General features: G+C 70.8%; 16 protein-coding genes and 1 tRNA gene. 5 read left to right on the top strand and 12 right to left on the bottom strand.

What is annotated here, in order from left to right:
• Window positions 1-213, bottom strand: a 213-nt coding sequence (locus ACWJ6R_RS13670; protein ID WP_449062578.1) for a hypothetical protein, incomplete at its 3' end; no start/stop codon positions are given.
• Between the two features lie 138 nt (window positions 214-351).
• On the opposite strand from ACWJ6R_RS13670, the gene ACWJ6R_RS13675 reads away from it, so the two are divergent.
• Both ACWJ6R_RS13675 and ACWJ6R_RS13680 read left to right on the top strand, forming a co-directional pair.
• Window positions 352-1,044: a histidine kinase gene (locus ACWJ6R_RS13675; protein ID WP_449062579.1), complete on the top strand. Its 693-nt coding sequence runs from the start codon at window positions 352-354 to the stop codon at window positions 1,042-1,044.
• Window positions 1,045-1,049: 5 nt separating this feature from the next.
• The gene (locus tag ACWJ6R_RS13680; RefSeq protein WP_449062580.1) at window positions 1,050-1,496 is read left to right on the top strand and encodes a sensor histidine kinase; all 447 of its coding nucleotides are present in this window, start codon (window positions 1,050-1,052) and stop codon (window positions 1,494-1,496) included.
• Window positions 1,497-1,503: 7 nt separating this feature from the next.
• Here ACWJ6R_RS13680 and ACWJ6R_RS13685 read toward each other — a convergent pair whose 3' ends face one another.
• Window positions 1,504-2,874, bottom strand: coding sequence for a cystathionine beta-synthase (locus ACWJ6R_RS13685; protein ID WP_449062581.1), 1,371 nt, complete (start codon window positions 2,872-2,874; stop codon window positions 1,504-1,506).
• 192 nt (window positions 2,875-3,066) lie between these two features.
• On the opposite strand from ACWJ6R_RS13685, the gene ACWJ6R_RS13690 reads away from it, so the two are divergent.
• From ACWJ6R_RS13690 to ACWJ6R_RS13700, 3 genes are all read left to right on the top strand, one after another.
• A complete protein-coding gene (locus ACWJ6R_RS13690) occupies window positions 3,067-4,041 on the top strand; it encodes an SGNH/GDSL hydrolase family protein (protein WP_449062582.1) in 975 nt (324 codons plus the stop codon).
• A gap of 83 nt (window positions 4,042-4,124) precedes the next feature.
• Window positions 4,125-5,441 (top strand): outer membrane protein assembly factor BamB family protein, encoded by a 1,317-nt coding sequence (locus ACWJ6R_RS13695; RefSeq protein WP_449062583.1) that lies wholly within the window; start codon window positions 4,125-4,127, stop codon window positions 5,439-5,441.
• Window positions 5,442-5,649: 208 nt separating this feature from the next.
• A complete protein-coding gene (locus ACWJ6R_RS13700; RefSeq protein WP_449062584.1) occupies window positions 5,650-6,870 on the top strand; it encodes an acetyl-CoA C-acetyltransferase in 1,221 nt (406 codons plus the stop codon).
• A 174-nt stretch (window positions 6,871-7,044) separates the two neighbouring features.
• Here ACWJ6R_RS13700 and ACWJ6R_RS13705 read toward each other — a convergent pair whose 3' ends face one another.
• The 10 genes from ACWJ6R_RS13705 to eno all read right to left on the bottom strand — a co-directional run bounded on the left by ACWJ6R_RS13705 (window position 7,045) and on the right by eno (window position 16,074).
• The gene (locus ACWJ6R_RS13705; RefSeq protein ID WP_068901464.1) at window positions 7,045-7,269 is read right to left on the bottom strand and encodes a DUF4287 domain-containing protein; all 225 of its coding nucleotides are present in this window, start codon (window positions 7,267-7,269) and stop codon (window positions 7,045-7,047) included.
• 192 nt (window positions 7,270-7,461) lie between these two features.
• Window positions 7,462-8,244, bottom strand: a complete 783-nt coding sequence (locus ACWJ6R_RS13710; RefSeq protein ID WP_449062585.1) for a Bax inhibitor-1/YccA family protein — start codon at window positions 8,242-8,244, stop codon at window positions 7,462-7,464.
• Between the two features lie 219 nt (window positions 8,245-8,463).
• Window positions 8,464-8,536: transfer RNA gene (locus tag ACWJ6R_RS13715), tRNA-Leu, on the bottom strand.
• A gap of 158 nt (window positions 8,537-8,694) precedes the next feature.
• The gene (locus ACWJ6R_RS13720; RefSeq protein WP_449062586.1) at window positions 8,695-10,011 is read right to left on the bottom strand and encodes an NAD(P)/FAD-dependent oxidoreductase; all 1,317 of its coding nucleotides are present in this window, start codon (window positions 10,009-10,011) and stop codon (window positions 8,695-8,697) included.
• A gap of 172 nt (window positions 10,012-10,183) precedes the next feature.
• Complete coding sequence (locus ACWJ6R_RS13725; RefSeq protein WP_449062587.1) at window positions 10,184-10,981, bottom strand: uracil-DNA glycosylase; 798 nt, start codon at window positions 10,979-10,981, stop codon at window positions 10,184-10,186.
• 240 nt (window positions 10,982-11,221) lie between these two features.
• The gene (locus tag ACWJ6R_RS13730; RefSeq protein ID WP_449062588.1) at window positions 11,222-12,433 is read right to left on the bottom strand and encodes a hypothetical protein; all 1,212 of its coding nucleotides are present in this window, start codon (window positions 12,431-12,433) and stop codon (window positions 11,222-11,224) included.
• 169 nt (window positions 12,434-12,602) lie between these two features.
• Window positions 12,603-13,562: a Ppx/GppA phosphatase family protein gene (locus ACWJ6R_RS13735; protein ID WP_449062589.1), complete on the bottom strand. Its 960-nt coding sequence runs from the start codon at window positions 13,560-13,562 to the stop codon at window positions 12,603-12,605.
• Window positions 13,559-14,104 (bottom strand): DUF501 domain-containing protein, encoded by a 546-nt coding sequence (locus tag ACWJ6R_RS13740; RefSeq protein WP_449062590.1) that lies wholly within the window; start codon window positions 14,102-14,104, stop codon window positions 13,559-13,561. Before ACWJ6R_RS13740 ends, ACWJ6R_RS13735 begins: the two co-directional genes overlap by 4 nt.
• A gap of 64 nt (window positions 14,105-14,168) precedes the next feature.
• On the bottom strand, window positions 14,169-14,669 hold the full coding sequence (locus ACWJ6R_RS13745) for an FtsB family cell division protein (RefSeq protein ID WP_449062591.1): 501 nt from the start codon (window positions 14,667-14,669) through the stop codon (window positions 14,169-14,171).
• A gap of 127 nt (window positions 14,670-14,796) precedes the next feature.
• Window positions 14,797-16,074 carry a phosphopyruvate hydratase gene (eno, locus tag ACWJ6R_RS13750; RefSeq protein ID WP_449062592.1) on the bottom strand — a complete coding sequence of 426 codons (1,278 nt, stop codon included), beginning with the start codon at window positions 16,072-16,074 and terminating at the stop codon, window positions 14,797-14,799.
• Window positions 16,075-16,454 lie beyond the last annotated feature (380 nt).

The raw sequence follows: 16,454 nt of genomic DNA on the forward strand, positions 1-16,454 counted from the left end.
GGTGGCCCCGGCCGCGGTTCCGGCCGCGGTTCCGGCCGCGGTTCCGGCCGCGGTTCCGGCGACGGCGGTGACCGGCGGCGCCTGGATGTGCCGGCCGCTCGCCCCCTCGGCGGGCTCCCCGTTGATGCGCGAGAGCAGGACCGGATCGGCGAGCGCCAGGCACAACGCGACGACGAATCCGACGGCCAGCAACACGATCCCGATGACGGTCATTTCCCTCTCCCCTTCGACGCTTCAAGCATCCGCCGGTGACCGGGGGTCCCGCCTCCGCTGAAGGACCGGTCCTCCGGGGTGGCGTTCGGCCGAACGGCCGATATGTCGCATCAACCATCCGGATTAGGCTCATCGCCCGTGGGGGAATCGCATCGCGTTGTCTACTGGATCCGGCGGCTCAGCGAGATCGCCCTGCTCTGCTGGCTCGGGCTGCTGCTCCTGCTGGACCTCGGGATAGCGGTGGCGGGGAACAGCCCCGGGCATCTGCTCTCCTTCGGCTGCGGCGCCTACGGGATCTACGCGGTGTGGCGCCGCCGCCGGAGCCGCGTCCGGCCCTACGCGATCCTGCTGGGACTGTCGTTCGCCGCCACCGTCGCCGCCGCGATGATCCAGGGCGGCCACGCCGGCCCCGGTCTCGCCGAGACCGGGGCGCTGCTCGTCCTCACCATCGGCGGGCTGCGCTGGATCGAGCCGGTCAAGAACGCGGCGATCTTCGCCGTGGTGGCGATGCTCATGCTGGAGTCCTCCGCCGGCCGGATCGGCGAGTCCGAACCCTCCCTGGCCCTGGGCTTCCTCCTCTTCTTCGCCTGGTCCATGGCCGCCGGCGTCGGCGCCTACCTCCGCTTCCAGATGGAGCGCCGCCGCGAGGCCGTGCACTCGGTACGGCGGGCCGAACGCCTGGAGCTCGCCCGCGAGCTGCACGACCTGGTCGCCCACCACATCACCGGGATCGTGGTCCAGGCGCAGGCGGCCAAGGTCGTCGCCGAGGCGAAGCCGGAGGCGGTGGCCCCCGCGCTCGACGCGATCGCGAACGCCGGGCCGACGCGCTGACCTCGATGCGCCGCCTGGTCGGCGTCCTGCGGGCGGACGAGGCCGCGCGCACCCCCGGCACGCGCCTGGCGGACATGCGCGTGCTCGTGGAGCGGTTCTCGGCCCACGGAGGGCCCAGGGTCGCCTTCGAGGTCGGCCAGGACATCACCGACGACACCCTGCCGCCGGAGGTGCTGACCACCCTCCACCGCGTGCTGCAGGAGTCCCTCACGAACGTCCGCCGCCACGCTCCCGGCACCGGCTGGGTCGAGGCCGACCTGCAGCTGGCCGACCGGTGCGTACGGCTGCGCGTGCGCAACTACGCCTCGGTCTCCGACATCAGGGTCTCCCGCCTCGGCGGCGGCTTCGGCCTGGTCGGCATGGCCGAGCGCGTCGAGGCGCTCGGCGGCCGTCTCTACGCGGGTCCCACCCCCGAGGGCGCCTGGGAGGTGTTCGCCGAGTTTCCCGTTTAGCAGGTGCTCAGTGGGTGACCAGGAAGGCCAGCAGGTCCTGGCGGGTGAGCAGGCCGACGGGCTTGCCGTCGTCGAGGACCACGGCGGCGTCGGCCTTCTCCAGCGCCTCGACCGCGTGCGAGACGGGCTCGCCGGCGCCGATCATGGGGAGCGGCGGGGACATGTGCCCGGCCAGCGGCTCGTCCGGGCGGAGCCGTCCCCGGTAGAGCGCGTCGAGCAGGTCGCGCTCCACGATCGAACCGACCACCTCGGCGGCCATGACCGGCGGCTCCTCCTTCATCACCGGGAGCTGCGAGACGCCGTACTCCCGCATGATGGCGATGGCGGTGTCCACCGACTCGTGCGGGTGCGTGTGCACGAACTCCGGCAGGCCGGTGCCCTTGCGGACCAGCACGTCCCGCACGAGGCCCTCCTCGGAGGAGGTGGTCAGGAAGCCGTAGTCGGCCATCCAGTCGTCATTGAAGATCTTGGACAGGTAGCCGCGGCCGCCGTCGGGCAGCAGCACCACGACCACGTCGTCCGGCCCGGCCTGCTGCGCCACGCGCAGCGCCGCCACCGTGGCCATGCCGCAGGAACCGCCCACCAGCAGGGCCTCCTCGCGGGCCAGGCGGCGGGTCATACCGAAGGAGTCCTTGTCGGAGACCGCGATGATCTCATCGCAGATCGTGGTGTCGTAGGTGGCCGGCCAGATGTCCTCGCCGACGCCCTCCACGAGGTACGGCCGACCGGTCCCGCCGGAGTAGACCGAACCCTCGGGGTCGGCTCCGATGATCTTCACCCGGCCGCCGGAGACCTCCTTGAGGTAGCGGCCGGTGCCGCTGATCGTGCCGCCCGTGCCGACGCCCGCCACGAAGTGGGTGATCCGCCCCTCGGTCTGCTCCCAGATCTCCGGGCCGGTGGTGTGGTAGTGGCTCTCGGGGTTCTGCGGGTTGGAGTACTGGTCGGGCTTCCAGGCGTTGGGGACCTCCCTGGCCAGCCGGTCGGAGACCGAGTAGTAGGAGTCGGGGTGGTCGGGCGAGACGGCGGTCGGGCAGACGACGACCTCGGCCCCGTAGGCCCGGAGCACGGCGATCTTGTCCTGGGCGACCTTGTCCGGCACCACGAACAGGCACTTGTAGCCGCGCTGCTGGGCCACGATGGCCAGACCGACTCCGGTGTTGCCCGAGGTGGGCTCCACGATCACGCCGCCCGGGCGGAGCGCGCCCGACTTCTCCGCGGCGTCGATCATGCGCACCGCGATGCGGTCCTTCACCGAGCCGCCGGGGTTGAAGTACTCGACCTTGGCGAGCACCTGGGCCGGCAGGCCCGCGGTCACCTTGTGCAGCCTGACGAGCGGGGTGTCGCCCATCAGCTCCACCAGCGAGTCATGTACGCGCATCGCGTTGATCACCTCGAAATACCGAAGCTTTGTCAGCTTGCTCTGTCGGATGCCAAGATCCCAGGGGGTGACCGGGACTCGGCTAGTTTCACCTCAAACGCTACCGCCGCGCCGCGACGCACAGTGTCGCCACGGGTACGACGAAGACACCGGTCACCAGAAGGGCACCACGGCGGAGGAGGGCGCGGACACGTGAGCTGGACACCCGGAGCGGCTCGAGCCGCGCGGCGCATCGCGGCCGCGGCGGCCGTGGGAGGAGGCGGTCTGACCTTGCTCGGTGCGGCCACCTACGGAATCCTGTTCGCCGAGGGCGTGCTGGCCCGGCGGATCGTCGGGCGCCCCCACGGCATGGAGGGGCCTCCCTCGGACGGGGTCTACGGCGAGTTCGGCGGCGAGCCGATCCGGATGGCCATGCTCGGCGACTCCACCTCGGTCGGCCTGGGCATGACCGATCCCGCCGACACCCCCGGCGTGCTCATCGCGTGCGGCGTGGCCGCCGTCGCCGAACGGCCGGTGCGGCTCACCGTGGCCGGCGTGTCGGGGGCCGCCTCCGCCGACCTCGGCGAGCAGGTGGACCGGGCGCTGGAGGCCCGTCCGGAGGTCGCGGTCATCTTCATCGGGGCCAACGACGTCACCACGCAGACCTTCCCCGCGCAGGCCGTACGGCATCTGCAGAAGGCGGTGCGGCGGCTGCGCGAGGCCGGGTCGGAGGTGGTCGTGGGCACCTGCCCGGATCTGGGCACGGTCCGCCCGCTCCCGCAGCCGCTGCGCTGGGTGACCAGGCGCTGGAGCCGGCAGCTCGCCGCGGCGCAGACCGTCGCGGTCATCGAGGCGGGCGGGCGGACGGTGGCCTTCGCCGACCTCCTGGGGGAAGAATTCGAGACAAACCCCCACGAGATGTTCGGACCCGACCGTTACCACCCATCTCGCCGAGGCTACACGCAAGTCGCTTACGCGGTGCTACCGTCTGTTTGCACTGCGTTGGAGCTGTGGCCCGAGCCGCAGCCCGTGCGCGGTCAGTCGGTTTACCTTGCGGCGGCTAAGGCCGCGGAGGAGCCCGGCGCCGAGGTGTCCGCGACCCGGGTCGCCGGTCGAGCCACGGGTCCCCACGGACGATGGGTGACCCTGCTCCGCCGGAGGTCCGAGCCGCTGCCTCACGACGCCTGAGCCCGGTCACCCTCCGCGGCGATGTCGTGACGCCTCGCCCCTTTGGAGTGGATGCTGTGATCCGGCCTCATGCGAAACCAGCGATGGTGCTCGCCGGAGCCCTGGCCCTGGCCGGCTGCTCCGGCAGCGAAGCGGCCACCCCCGACTATCCACGCTGGCACAACACCGAGGTGAACGCCGTCAGCCGCACCGCCACCGCCGGCGGCGTCGCCGCGGCGACGTCGCTCAAACCCGACGGCACGCTGGAGACGGTCGCCCTCGACCTCGACTCCGGCAAGCGGCTGTGGTCCGCCCCCGCGACCATGGCGGGCCGGTTGCCCGGGATGGGGATCCCCGCTCCGGCGATCATCGAGACGGGCCGGGACCAGACCGTCGTCGTCACCGTCGACCCGTCCACGAAGCGGCGGCGGACCGCCGCGCTGGTCGGCCGCGACGCGAAGACCGGGACCGCACGGTGGACCCGGCCGGTCCACTCGACCTTCGGGCCGCAGAAGTGCGGGATGTTCGTGTGCCTGTCGGAGAACACCGCGCTGTCCACGGCCCGGGTCGTCGTGCTCGACCCGGCCACCGGGAGGCCGCGGTGGAGGCTTCCCGGCATCGCGGAGGTGCAGTGGTCCAACGCCTCGCGCGTGGTCTTCCTGCGGCTGGCCCGCAACCCCCTGCTCGAGGCCTACGACCTGCGGACCGGGAAGGTCGTCTGGCAGCAGCCCGTCGAGCAGGCGCTCGGCTCCGGCGTCAACATGTCGGGCGGGTGGTCGTTCGGCTCGACGGCCGAGAACCTCGTCGGCTACGTCGCCCCCTACACCGACCCCAGGACGAAGAAGGTCTCCACCTTCGGGCTCTTCTCCGTGAAGCTCTCCGACGGCTCGGTCAACTGGATCCGCCCCTCGGTCGTACGCGTCTACCCCAGCGGCAGCCCGGGGTTCGCGCCGGTCGTCCGCCCGGTCGACCAGCAGGGCCAGTACGGCGGGTTCGCCCGGCTCGATCCCGAGAGCGGCCGGGTCCTCGGCCAGATCCCGGCGACCGACGTCCCGGGGTCGGGCTGGTGGCTGGCCTTCCCGGCGCGGATGGACCGGATCGGTTTCCTCAAGCACGGCAAGCGCGGGACCGCCTTCGACCTCGCCACCGGCAGGCCGGCCGAGGTCGAGGAGGAGCGCGGCTGGTCCTTCTGCGTCACCGACCCCAAACCCCTCGCGCTCAAGGGACAGGCCCCCGGGTTCTACTCGGTGGCCTCACTGTGCGAGTTCGACCTGGCCACCGGGAAGCGGGTGGCCGACGCGGGCGCCCCGCCCGGCTGGTTCACCGGCAGCCAGAACGGCTGGCGGATCTGGCGCGACGAGAAGGGCGGCCTGCACGGCGTCCAGGACGCCACCGCCACCGCCCCCGGGATGTACGGCTAGCACCCGGACCTTCCACCGCCCCGGGATGTATGGTCGGCCCCCGTCCACCCGCTCGCCCGCTCATGACTGTGCCCGGGTCCCGCCGAACAGCGGGACCCTTTGGCATTCCGTAACAAAGTTCTGTTTCTTCCCACCCCGGGTCGTGGCTTCCGGACTACCGCGCGGTAACCTCCGCAGAGGAGCGATTAACGAACACCCAGGAGAGCAAATGCCCGAGGCAGTCATCGTCGCGACCGCGCGCTCGCCCATCGGACGCGCCTTCAAGGGATCGCTCAAGGACATCCGTCCTGACGACCTGACGGCGCAAATGATCAAGGCCGCACTGGCCAAGGTCCCCCAGCTCGACCCGAACACCATCGACGACCTGATGCTGGGCTGCGGCCAGCCGGGCGGCGAGCAGGGCTTCAACATGGCCAAGGTGGTCTCCACCCTGCTCGGCCTGGACGGCGTACCCGGCACCACGGTCAACCGCTACTGCTCGTCCTCGCTGCAGACCACCCGGATGGCCATGCACGCCATCAAGGCGGGCGAGGGCGACATCTTCGTCTCGGCGGGCGTGGAGTGCGTCTCCCGTCTCGTCAAGGGCAGCGCCGACGGCGTGTCCGACACGCAGAACCCGCTCTTCCTCGACGCCCAGGCCCGGGGGAAGCAGGCCGCCGAGGGCGGCGCCCCGGTCTGGCGCGACCCCCGCGAGGACGGCGCGCTGCCCGACATCTACATCGCGATGGGCCAGACCGCGGAGAACGTGGCCGGCCTCAAGGGCGTCTCCCGCCAGGAGCAGGACGAGTTCGGCGTCCGGTCCCAGAACCTCGCCGAGAAGGCCATCGCCAACGGCTTCTGGGAGCAGGACATCACCCCGGTCACCCTGCCGGACGGCACCGTGGTCAGCAAGGACGACGGTCCCCGCGCCGGCACCGCCTACGAGGCCGTCTCCCAGCTCAAGCCGGTGTTCCGCCCCGACGGCACCGTCACGGCGGGCAACTGCTGCCCGCTGAACGACGGCGCCGCCGCCGTGATCGTGATGAGCGACACCAAGGCCGCGGAGCTGGGCATCACGCCGCTCGCCCGCGTCGTCTCCACCGGCGTCAGCGGCCTGTCCCCCGAGATCATGGGCCTGGGGCCGGTCGAGGCCAGCCGGCAGGCCCTGGCCCGGGCGGGCATGTCCATCGACGACGTGGACCTGGTCGAGATCAACGAGGCCTTCGCCGCCCAGGTCATCCCGTCCTACAAGGAACTGGGCATCGACCTCGACCGGCTCAACGTCAACGGGGGCGCCATCGCGGTGGGCCACCCGTTCGGCATGACCGGCGCCCGGATCACCTCCACGCTGATCAACAGCCTCCGGTTCCACGACAAGTCCATCGGTCTGGAGACCATGTGCGTGGGCGGCGGCCAGGGCATGGCCATGGTCCTGGAGCGCCTCAGCTAGCTCCCGCCCCCTGGAGCCGTCAGCCGTGGACGTCGGGACCGGCGCGGGTGAGGTCGATCCTCACGATCACCCGCCGGTTCCGCTCCATGGCCGGTCGAGATCCATGGGCTCATCATCCCCGCGCAGGCCAGGACTCCGCCACCGGTGGCGGCGGAGTCCTGGCGAGACGGCGAGTCAGAAGTGGTGACGGCGGTGCCGCTCGTGCTCGTGCACGATGGCGGCGGCGTAGCCGTGGGTCAGTCCGTGCTCTGCGGCGAGCCAGTTGGCGCGCTCGTCGCAGCGAAGGAACGACGGACCGTTGTCGATGGCTTGAAACCACTCGGGGAGTGCGCGTCCCGTGATGTCCGGGACCCTTGCGATCAGCTTGCTGTGCGTCTCCGGTGAGTGGTTCAGCGGCATGGGCACCTCCACGGATAAGGCTCCTTTGCTCGACAGTGCCTCACGACACTACGGATGGCAAGACCTGCGGCGGGTCTTCTGTCACATTCCGTTGATCTCCAGATGCGTTTCGTTCACAATGTGCCCGTTTTCGCATAGAAAAACCCCACCGGGAGGATCCGGTGGGGTTTGTCCGCTTATCAGAGCGTCTGATCAGTCGCTGCTGCTGAAGTAGCTCAGCAGACGGAGGATCTCCAGGTAGATCCAGACCAGGGTCACCGTCAGGCCGAAGGCCATCAGCCAGGAGTACTTCGCCGGGGCGCCCATCCGGACGCCCTGCTCGACCTGGTCGAAGTCGAGCAGCAGGAAGAAGCAGCCGATCAGGATCGCCGCGACGCTGACGAGGTAGCCGATCGGGCCGGCCTCACGCAGGCCCAGACCGCCCTGGATGAAGAAGCTCGCGACCCAGTTGACCAGCAGCGCGGCCATCAGGCCGAGCGCCGCCGCCACGACGAACTTGGTGAACTTCGGCGTCACCCGGACGATGCGCAGGGAGTAGACGGTGAGCATCCCGCCGAAGGCCAGGGCGGTGCCGAGCACGGCCTGGATGACGATGCCGGGGTAGATGCTCTCCATCATGTGGCTGATCACGCCGACGGCGACGCCGTAGGCGACCGAGTAGCCGAGGATCAGCGCCGGGTTGGTGCTCTGCTTGAACGAGATCACCAGGGCCAGCACCAGGCCGACGAGCACGCCGACCATCGCCGCGCCCCAGCCGAGGTTGAGCGCCCAGGCCGCGGCGGCCGAGACGACGAGCGTGCCCAGGGTGATGAAACCCCGCACGACCACGTCGTCGATCGTCATGGCCCGCTGCGCGGGCGGTGCGTACGACGGGCTGTCGTACATGCCCTGAAGCTGCTCAGGGGTCGGGGTCGGCCCGCCCCAGGCCTGCTGGCCGTGGGGTTGCCGCTTGAATACGGGGTTCTTGCTCTCCATCGCTGCCTCCACGCTGCGACCTACACGATCAGCGTATTCGATCGTTCGTCACACAGCCGTATCGTGCTGATATCCATCGTGCGCGATTGGCCGTACGGCTACCGCCGTCTTCTCCAACGACCGGATCCCCTTCTGAGTTCCCGGTTCCCGCCGTGACCTCACGACATCCCGCGAAAGGACGCCGCTCCACCGGCGGATCCCGCACCCGGGACGGGTGAGTGCCCCCGGCGGGACTCGAACCCGCACCTCGACCCTTTTAAGGGGTATGCCTCTGCCATTGGGCTACGGGGGCGCCGCAATCATACGTAACGGACCACTCGGGCGTAACCGCTCGCGCCATCCGCCCCACGATTACCGGGTCCGTCCGATGGAAGGACCGGGTCCCGCGGGGGCCGGCACGATGACCGGCACGACCCCCTGGAACCCGGCGACCGGGTCCCCCGCCGGGGCTCAGGTCGTCGCCGCCGCGCGGAACTCCTCCCGCGGGGCCTCGATCTCCCCCAGCGAGACGGTCTCGCGCTTGAAGAACAGCGCCAGGGTCCAGTCCGCCATCACCCGGACCTTGCGGTTCAGCGTCGGCACCCGCGACAGATGGTAGGTGCGGTGCATGAACCATGCGGGCAATCCGCGAAGCTTGACGCCGTAGACGTTGGCGACGCCCTTGTGCAGGCCCAGACCGGCGACCGATCCGACGTACTTGTGCCGGTAGTCGGCCAGCTCCTGCCCGTGCAGGTGGCGGGTGATGTTGTCGGCGAGCACCTTGGCCTGGCGGACCGCGTGCTGGGCGTTGGGCGCGCAGTACTGGCCCGGGTTGGTGACGTCGGGCACCCCCGCCACGTCTCCCGCGGCGAAGGCGTCCTCGACCCCGACCACGGTCAGCCGGGTGCTCGTCTTGATCCGGCCCCGCTCGTCCAGCGGCAGGTCTCCGGCGTTCACGACCGGGCTCGGCTTCACGCCGGCGGTCCACACGATGGTGGCCGACTCGAACTCGTCACCGTCGGAGAGCTTGACCAGACCGCCCTCGCAGGACTCCAGCCGGGTGTTCATCTTGACCTCGATGCCGCGCTCACGCAGCTGCTCGGCGGTCCACATGCCCATCTCGGGGCCGACCTCGGGCAGGATGCGGTCGGTCGCCTCGACCAGGACCCAGCGCATGTCCTCACGCCGGACGTTGTGGTAGTAGCGAGCCGCGTCGAGCGCCATGTCCTCCAGCTCGGCCAGGGCCTCGATGCCCGCGAAGCCGCCGCCGACCACGACGAACGTCAGCGCCCGGCGGCGCAGGGCCTCGTCGCCGTTGCTCTCCGCCCGGTCGAGCAGGCCGAGCACCCGGTTGCGCAGGGCGATCGCCTCGCCGACCGTCTTGAAGCCGATCGCGGCGTCCGCCAGCCCCGGGATGGGCAGCGTGCGGGAGACCGAGCCGGCGGCCATCACCACGATGTCGTAGTCGATCTCGTAGGGGGTGCCGACGTTCGGCTCGAAGTACACGCGCTTGGCCTCATGGTCGATCTTGGAGGCCTTGCCGTTGAGGATCGTCGCCTTCGGCAGGACCCGGCGGAGCGGGACCACCACGTGGCGGGGCGAGAGGTTGCCGGCCGCCGCCTCGGGGAGGAAGGGCTGGTAGGTCATGTGGGATTCGGGGGTCAGGACGGTGATGCGCACACTGCCCTCGCGCAGCTCCCTGCGGAGCGTGCGCTGCAGCCGCAGCACGGTGTAGAGGCCGACATAGCCGCCACCGACGACCACGATGTGCTTGGAGTTGCGGTTCACTTCGGTGCCATCCTTCGGTCCGAGGCTTTGTGAAAGCTTTCACAAGCATACGTCGGACTTTCCGATCACACCAGGGCACCCTCTGGGAATTTCCTCCAAAATTATGCAAAGCGGACTATTCGCTCTTCATTTCAGAGGAAAATTCTACGATTGTTCTGTTTTGTGATGGACCTCACAGACCTCGCAAGGTATTCGCCCTGGTGAAGATCTGGTCGAGCATCCCGGCCGTCACCCGGCCGGTGAAGGTGTTCTGCTGGCTGGGGTGGTAGCAGCCGAGAAGATGGACGGAAGTTCCCCCGCGGGAGAGCTCGATCTCGGTGCCGTGCCCGAAGGCGGGCCGCGGTCGCGGCAGGGCGTACCCGGCCTCCCGCAACGCGGGCCAGACGGCCTGCCAGGCGAACCCGCCCAGGGCCACCACCACCCGCAGGCTCTCCGCGACCAGCTCGACCTCGCGGGCCAGCCAGGGGAAGCAGGCGGTCCGCTCCTGCGGAGCCGGCTTGTTGTCCGGCGGCGCGCACCGCACCGCGGCCGCCATCCGGGCGCCGAGAAGCCGCTGTCCGTCCCCCGCCCGGACACTGGTCTCCTGCGCGGCCAGGCCCGTCCGGTGCAGCGAGGCGAACAGCCAGTCCCCGCTCCGGTCCCCGGTGAAGATCCGCCCGGTCCGGTTGCCGCCGTGCGCGGCCGGGGCCAGCCCCACGATCAGGATCTCCGGCCTCTCCTCACCCCACCCGGCGACGGGTCTGCCCCAGTAGGTCTCCGCGGCGAACGCCCGCCGTCTGACCGTCGCGACCTCCTCGCGCCACTCCACCAGGCGCGGGCAGGCGCGGCAGACCGACTGGCGGGCCGTGAGCTCGGCGAGGGTACGGCTCGCCGACGCGAGCCCTCCCACCTCACCCGGGTCGTGCGCGACGGGCGTGTCCGGCCGGGCCGGGTCGCCCGGCCATCCGGTCCCCGGAGGAACGAAGGTCATGTCCCGATCGTGCCACCGTACGGCTCCGCCCGGGAGCGGAGCCGTACACCGGGGGACGGCGGCCGGCGGCGGGTGTCCGGTGAGCGTCCGGTGCGGCGGCGGGCCGCGCCGGGACCGGGCCTGCGACGGGACCGGGCCGCTGGCGGGAAGCGGCGGGCAAAAGGAAACGGCGCCCGCACGGAGCAGGCGCCGCCTCTGTCACATCTTCCTCAGCTCACGCCGAGGCCTTCGGTCCGTGACTCAGGCACCGGCCGGAGTCGTGGACTTCTCCTCCGCCGGAGCGGAGGTGGTGTCGGCCGGCTTGGGCTCGGGCTTGGGCTCGGGCTCGGGCTTGGGCTCCGGCTTCGGCTCGGGCTTCGGCTCGGCGCAGGCCGGCGCGAAGCTGATCGAACCGGCGTCGCCGTGGGCCCGCAGCGTGACGACGCCGCCCTTCAGGCCGTTCGACGACCCGCTGTACGAGACCGACTCGAGACCGCCGCGGCGGCCGAACTCCGCGTAACCGCTGCCGACGACGCTGCCGTTCACGAGCCACTCGTAGCGGACCTTGGCCGGACCGGTGGCGCGGATGCTGCCGGAGGCGGTCAGGGTCGCGCTCGGGCAGCCGGCCTCGGCCTGCTTGGCCGTCAGGTTCCCGACCTTGACCGTCGTGTGGTGGCCGTGGTCCGGAACGTGCGGCTTCGACCAGTCCTTGCACCAGATCTTGAACCCGGCGCTGTCGGAGCTGTCGCGGTAGCGGTCCCCGACCTGCAGGGTCGCCACGCCGCGCAGGGTCTCCCGCGTACGGATCACGTGGTAGACGTTGCGCGAGCCGTCCACGCGGACGGTGCCGCGGTCGACGACGTGGCCGTTGACCAGCCAGCGGTAGTGCACCCAGCGCGGGCCGGAGGTGCTGATGCGGCCGACCAGGGTGGCCTTGCAGTTGGCCTCGTTCACCCACACCTTGGTGTACAGGCGGTGGTCGTTGACCTCGTGCTTGTAGCCGTCGCCGTGGCCCTCATCGCAGGAGACCTTGAAGTAGGCCTTCTTCGAGGTGGCCTTGCGCGGCGCCAGGACCTGCAGCGCCTGCCAGCCCTTGGTGTCGCCACCGATCTTGTGGGTCTCCTTCACCGTGACGTACTTGACGCCCTTGCCCACGGTGAAGGTCTTGACCGAGCTCTTGGAACCGTTGCCACGCAGCCACCGGTAGGCGACCGTGGTGTTGCCCTTGACGGCCTTCACCTTGATCCTCGAGGAGAAGGTGACCCGTACCGGGCAGTCACCCCTGTAGTTCGAGAGGGAGACCTTGGGGGTACCGACGGAGACCGCCGGCTTGGTGTGCGAGGAAGTCGCCTTCCCCGCGGTGGACGTACTGGCCGCCGCTGCGGGCGTGGCCAGCAGGCCCGTCGCCATCGTCGCCAGCATGGCCGCGCCGGCTCCGACGGCGGCCAGCTTGCGCGCTAGACCGGACTTCATGAGGGGATGCTCCGTTTCGTTAGGAAGCGGGTGCGCTCCGGAGACGGTTGCCGCCCCGACACCAGCTGTGCCGGGCCCCACGGCAAAGCCTCGCTAAAGCTTCTTTACCTAACCATAAAACGGATGGATCACTCAATACTCCAACTAAACGCGTTTTGTCCAGATATTGTCACTCTTTGCTGAGGCCCCAGGCGATTCCATCGAGGATGTCCCGCTCGCTGACGACCACCTCGGCGAAGCCGTACCGCTGCAGGATCCGATCCAGGATGAGCGCGCCCGCCCCGATGACGTCGGCCCTGCCGGGGTGCATGACCGGTACGGCCAGCCGCTCGGAATGGGACATTTCAAGCAAACGGTGCGATATTTCGCTTGCCCGATTTGCCGGGATTCGCGAGTGGTGGATTCTGTCCGCGTCGTATTCGTCCAGCTCAAGAGCGATTCCGGCGACGGTGGTCACCGAACCCGCGAGCCCGACCATGGTCAGCGCCCGCTCCACCGGCACCTCCTCCGCGACCCGGTCGAGCGCCTCGTCGATGTCCGCGGTCATGGCCTCGACGGCCTCGGCCGAGGGCGGGTCGCCCGCCCCGCGCAGATGCCGCTCGGCCAGCCGGACGCAGCCGATGTCCACCGAGAGCGCCGCCTCCACATGCGTCGAGCCGACCACGAACTCCGTGGAGCCTCCGCCGATGTCCACCACGAGGTACGGCGGGCGGGTGCCGACGGGAGTGGGCAGGCCGGTCTCGGGCGAGAGGCTCACCAGGTCCCCGGTCGCCCCGGAGAACGACAGCTCCGCCTCCTCCGCGCCCGTGACCACCTCGGGATCGACCCCGAAGATCTCCCGCACGCCGTCGGCGAAGTCCTGCCGGTTGGCCGCGTCCCTGGTGGCGCTGGTGGCCACCACGCGGACCGCGACGGCCCCGTGGTCCTCGATCAGCCCGGCGTAGCCGCGCATCGCGGCGAACGTCCGCTCCAGCGCCTCCGGGGCCAGCCGCCCCGTCTCGTCCACCCCCTGGCCGAGCCGGACGATCTCCATCCGCCGCTCGACCTCGTGCAGCGAGTCCTGGTGGATGTCCGCGATCAGCAGCCGGACGGAGTTGGTACCGCAGTCGATCGCGGCGACACGGGTCACTGGTCGTCCTCCTCGGAGTCTGTCGTGCGGGACGCGTCCGCCCCCTCCACCTGGCAGCACGGACCGTCGGCCCACCACTCGCCGAGCGCGCCGAGCGCCTCACGGCCGAAGGGGTTGGTCCCCGGCGCCGCCAGCTCGTGCGCGACCAGCGCGTGCAGGCACTTGACCCGGTCGGGCATGCCGCCGCTGCTCTGCATGCCCCGGGGCAGCGGTTCCAGTCCCTCCGCGGCGGCCGCCTTGTCCCGGCGTGCGACGTAGTCCTCGTGCGCCAGCCGGTAGGCCTCGGCCAGCTCCGGGTCCCCGGCCAGGCGCTCCCGCATCTCCCGCATCATCCCCGTGCTCTCCAGGGTGCCGATGGCGGAGTTGGCCCGGGGGCAGGTCAGGTAGAACAGCGTCGGGAAGGGGGAGCCGTCCGGCAGCCGCGGCGCGGTCTCCACCACGTCCGGCAGCCCGCACGGGCAGCGGTGCGCCACCGCCCGCAGTCCTCTCGGCGCCCGGCCGAGCTGCTGTTCCACCGCCGCCACGTCGCGGTCGTCGACCATTCAGCACACCCCCTGGAAACGGCGTCCAGGCTATCGCCCCGCGGACCCCGTCAGAGGCGGCCGGTCACCCTCCGGGCCGCGCCGCGCCGGTCCCGTCCCCGGAGGCGGGGGCCCTGCGCCCCTTGCCCGTGTCCGCGGCCTCGACCGACTCCCAGAGCGTCTGGTACCACGGCGGGACGGCCGCCTTCTTCTGCGCGGTGGTGCCCTTCCCGCCCGCCGGCTCGTCGTTCATCACGACGTAGCACTTCTTCCCCGGCTCGCAGTAGAACAGCCGTTCCCGGGCTATCTGCTTCTTGTAGCCGGGGTCCTGCAGCTGCCGGTGCCGGTCCTCCAGCTCCTTGAGCGCCGCCAGTTCCCTGGCCTTGTCCTGCTCCAGCTGGGCGATGTTGCGGCGCAGCGCGATGTACTCCCTCACGGGGTAGGCGAGGCTCATCGCGATCGCGCACACCACGACCGCGAGCACCGCGGCCCGCGCCGTCAACTGCGGCCTCTTCGCCTTGCCGACGGCGACGCCGACGCGTCGCGGCTCGGGGGCCGGTAACCGCTGCCTTCCCTCGTCGCTCATCCGCTGCGCTCCTTCGCTCCTCAGTCCAGGCACCGGAGCCCCCTCGCGGATCCCTCCCTGCTGCTCCGCCGTGCCGGTACGGCTCGCGCCCGGGATGGAGGACGGGCGCGAGCCGTACGCTGCCAAGCTAGCGCTGGAAGCGCGGGAACGCGGCGCGGCCCGCGTAGCGGGCGGCGTCGTCCAGGAGCTCCTCGATGCGGAGCAGCTGGTTGTACTTGGCCACCCGGTCGGAGCGGGCCGGGGCGCCGGTCTTGATCTGGCCGCAGTTGGTGGCCACGGCGAGGTCGGCGATCGTGGTGTCCTCGGTCTCACCGGAGCGGTGGCTCATCATGCAGCGGTAGCCGCTGCGGTGGGCCAGGTCCACGGCGTCCATGGTCTCGGTCAGGGTGCCGATCTGGTTGACCTTGACCAGCAGCGCGTTGGCGGTGCCCTCGGCGATGCCGCGGGCCAGCCGCTCGGGGTTGGTCACGAACAGGTCGTCGCCGACGAGCTGGACCTTGTCGCCGAGCGCCTTGGTGATGGCGTTCCAGCCCTCCCAGTCGCTCTCGTCCAGCGGGTCCTCGATGGAGACCAGCGGGTAGTTGGCGACCAGGTCCTCGTAGAAGGCGATCAGCTCGGCGGCGGACAGGCCCTTGCCGTCGATCGTGTAGACGCCCTCGGAGTGGAACTCGGAGGCGGCCACGTCGAGGGCGAGCGCGACGTCCTCGCCCGGCGTGTAGCCGGCCTTCTCGATCGCGACCAGGATCAGGTCGAGCGCGTCGCGGTTGGACGGCAGGTTCGGCGCGAAGCCGCCCTCGTCGCCCAGGCCGGTGGCGTAGCCCTTCTCCTTCAGCACGGCCTTGAGCGCGTGGTAGACCTCGGTGCCCATCCGCACGGCCTCGCGGAAGCTCTCCGCGCCGATCGGAGCGATCATGAACTCCTGGATGTCCACGTTGGTGTCGGCGTGCGCGCCGCCGTTCAGGATGTTCATCATCGGCACCGGGAGCACGTGCGCGTTCGGCCCGCCGAGGTAGCGGAAGAGCGGCAGCTCCGCGCTCTCGGCCGCGGCCTTGGCCACCGCCAGGGAGACGCCCAGCACGGCGTTGGCGCCCAGCCGGGCCTTGTTCGGCGTGCCGTCCAGGTCGATCATGACCTGGTCGATGCTGCGCTGCTCGGCCGCGTCGAAGCCGAGGATCTCGTCGGCGATCTCGTCGGTCACCCCGAGGACGGCCTTCTCCACGCCCTTGCCGCCGTAGCGCTCGTCTCCGTCGCGCAGCTCGACGGCCTCGAACTGGCCGGTGGAGGCCCCGCTCGGCACCGCGGCGCGGCCCTCGCTGCCGTCGTCCAGCAGGATGTCGACCTCGACCGTCGGGTTACCCCGGGAGTCAAGGATCTCGCGGGCGTGTACGCCCTCGATGGAAGCCACGAAGCGCTCCTAAGGTCGTAGGACAGTTTGCTGCAAAAGCCTATCGACCCCTACTTCCCAGTACGGCTACCGCCCCGCCGGGGCCGTGGATCCGGACGCGTCCCCGCCCCGGTCCGCGCCCGTTCCGTACCTGGTCCGCGCTCGCTCCCTACCTGGCCGGCACCCGCTCCGTGCTCGGTCCGTGCCCGTCCGGATCCGTCGGATCAGGTCCGCTCGCGGACCATGTCGCGGTAGGCGCGGGACACCGCCCGCAGCTCCGCCTCCGGGTCCAGGCCCTCGGCCTGCGCCTGCCGTACCAGGTCGAACAGGCGGGCGCCGAGACCGTCGGCCGGGACGCCCTCCGGCAGGTCGGCGGGGGCGCCGGCGCGTCCGGCGCGTGC

The sequence above is a fragment of the Planomonospora algeriensis genome, from assembly GCF_977012225.1.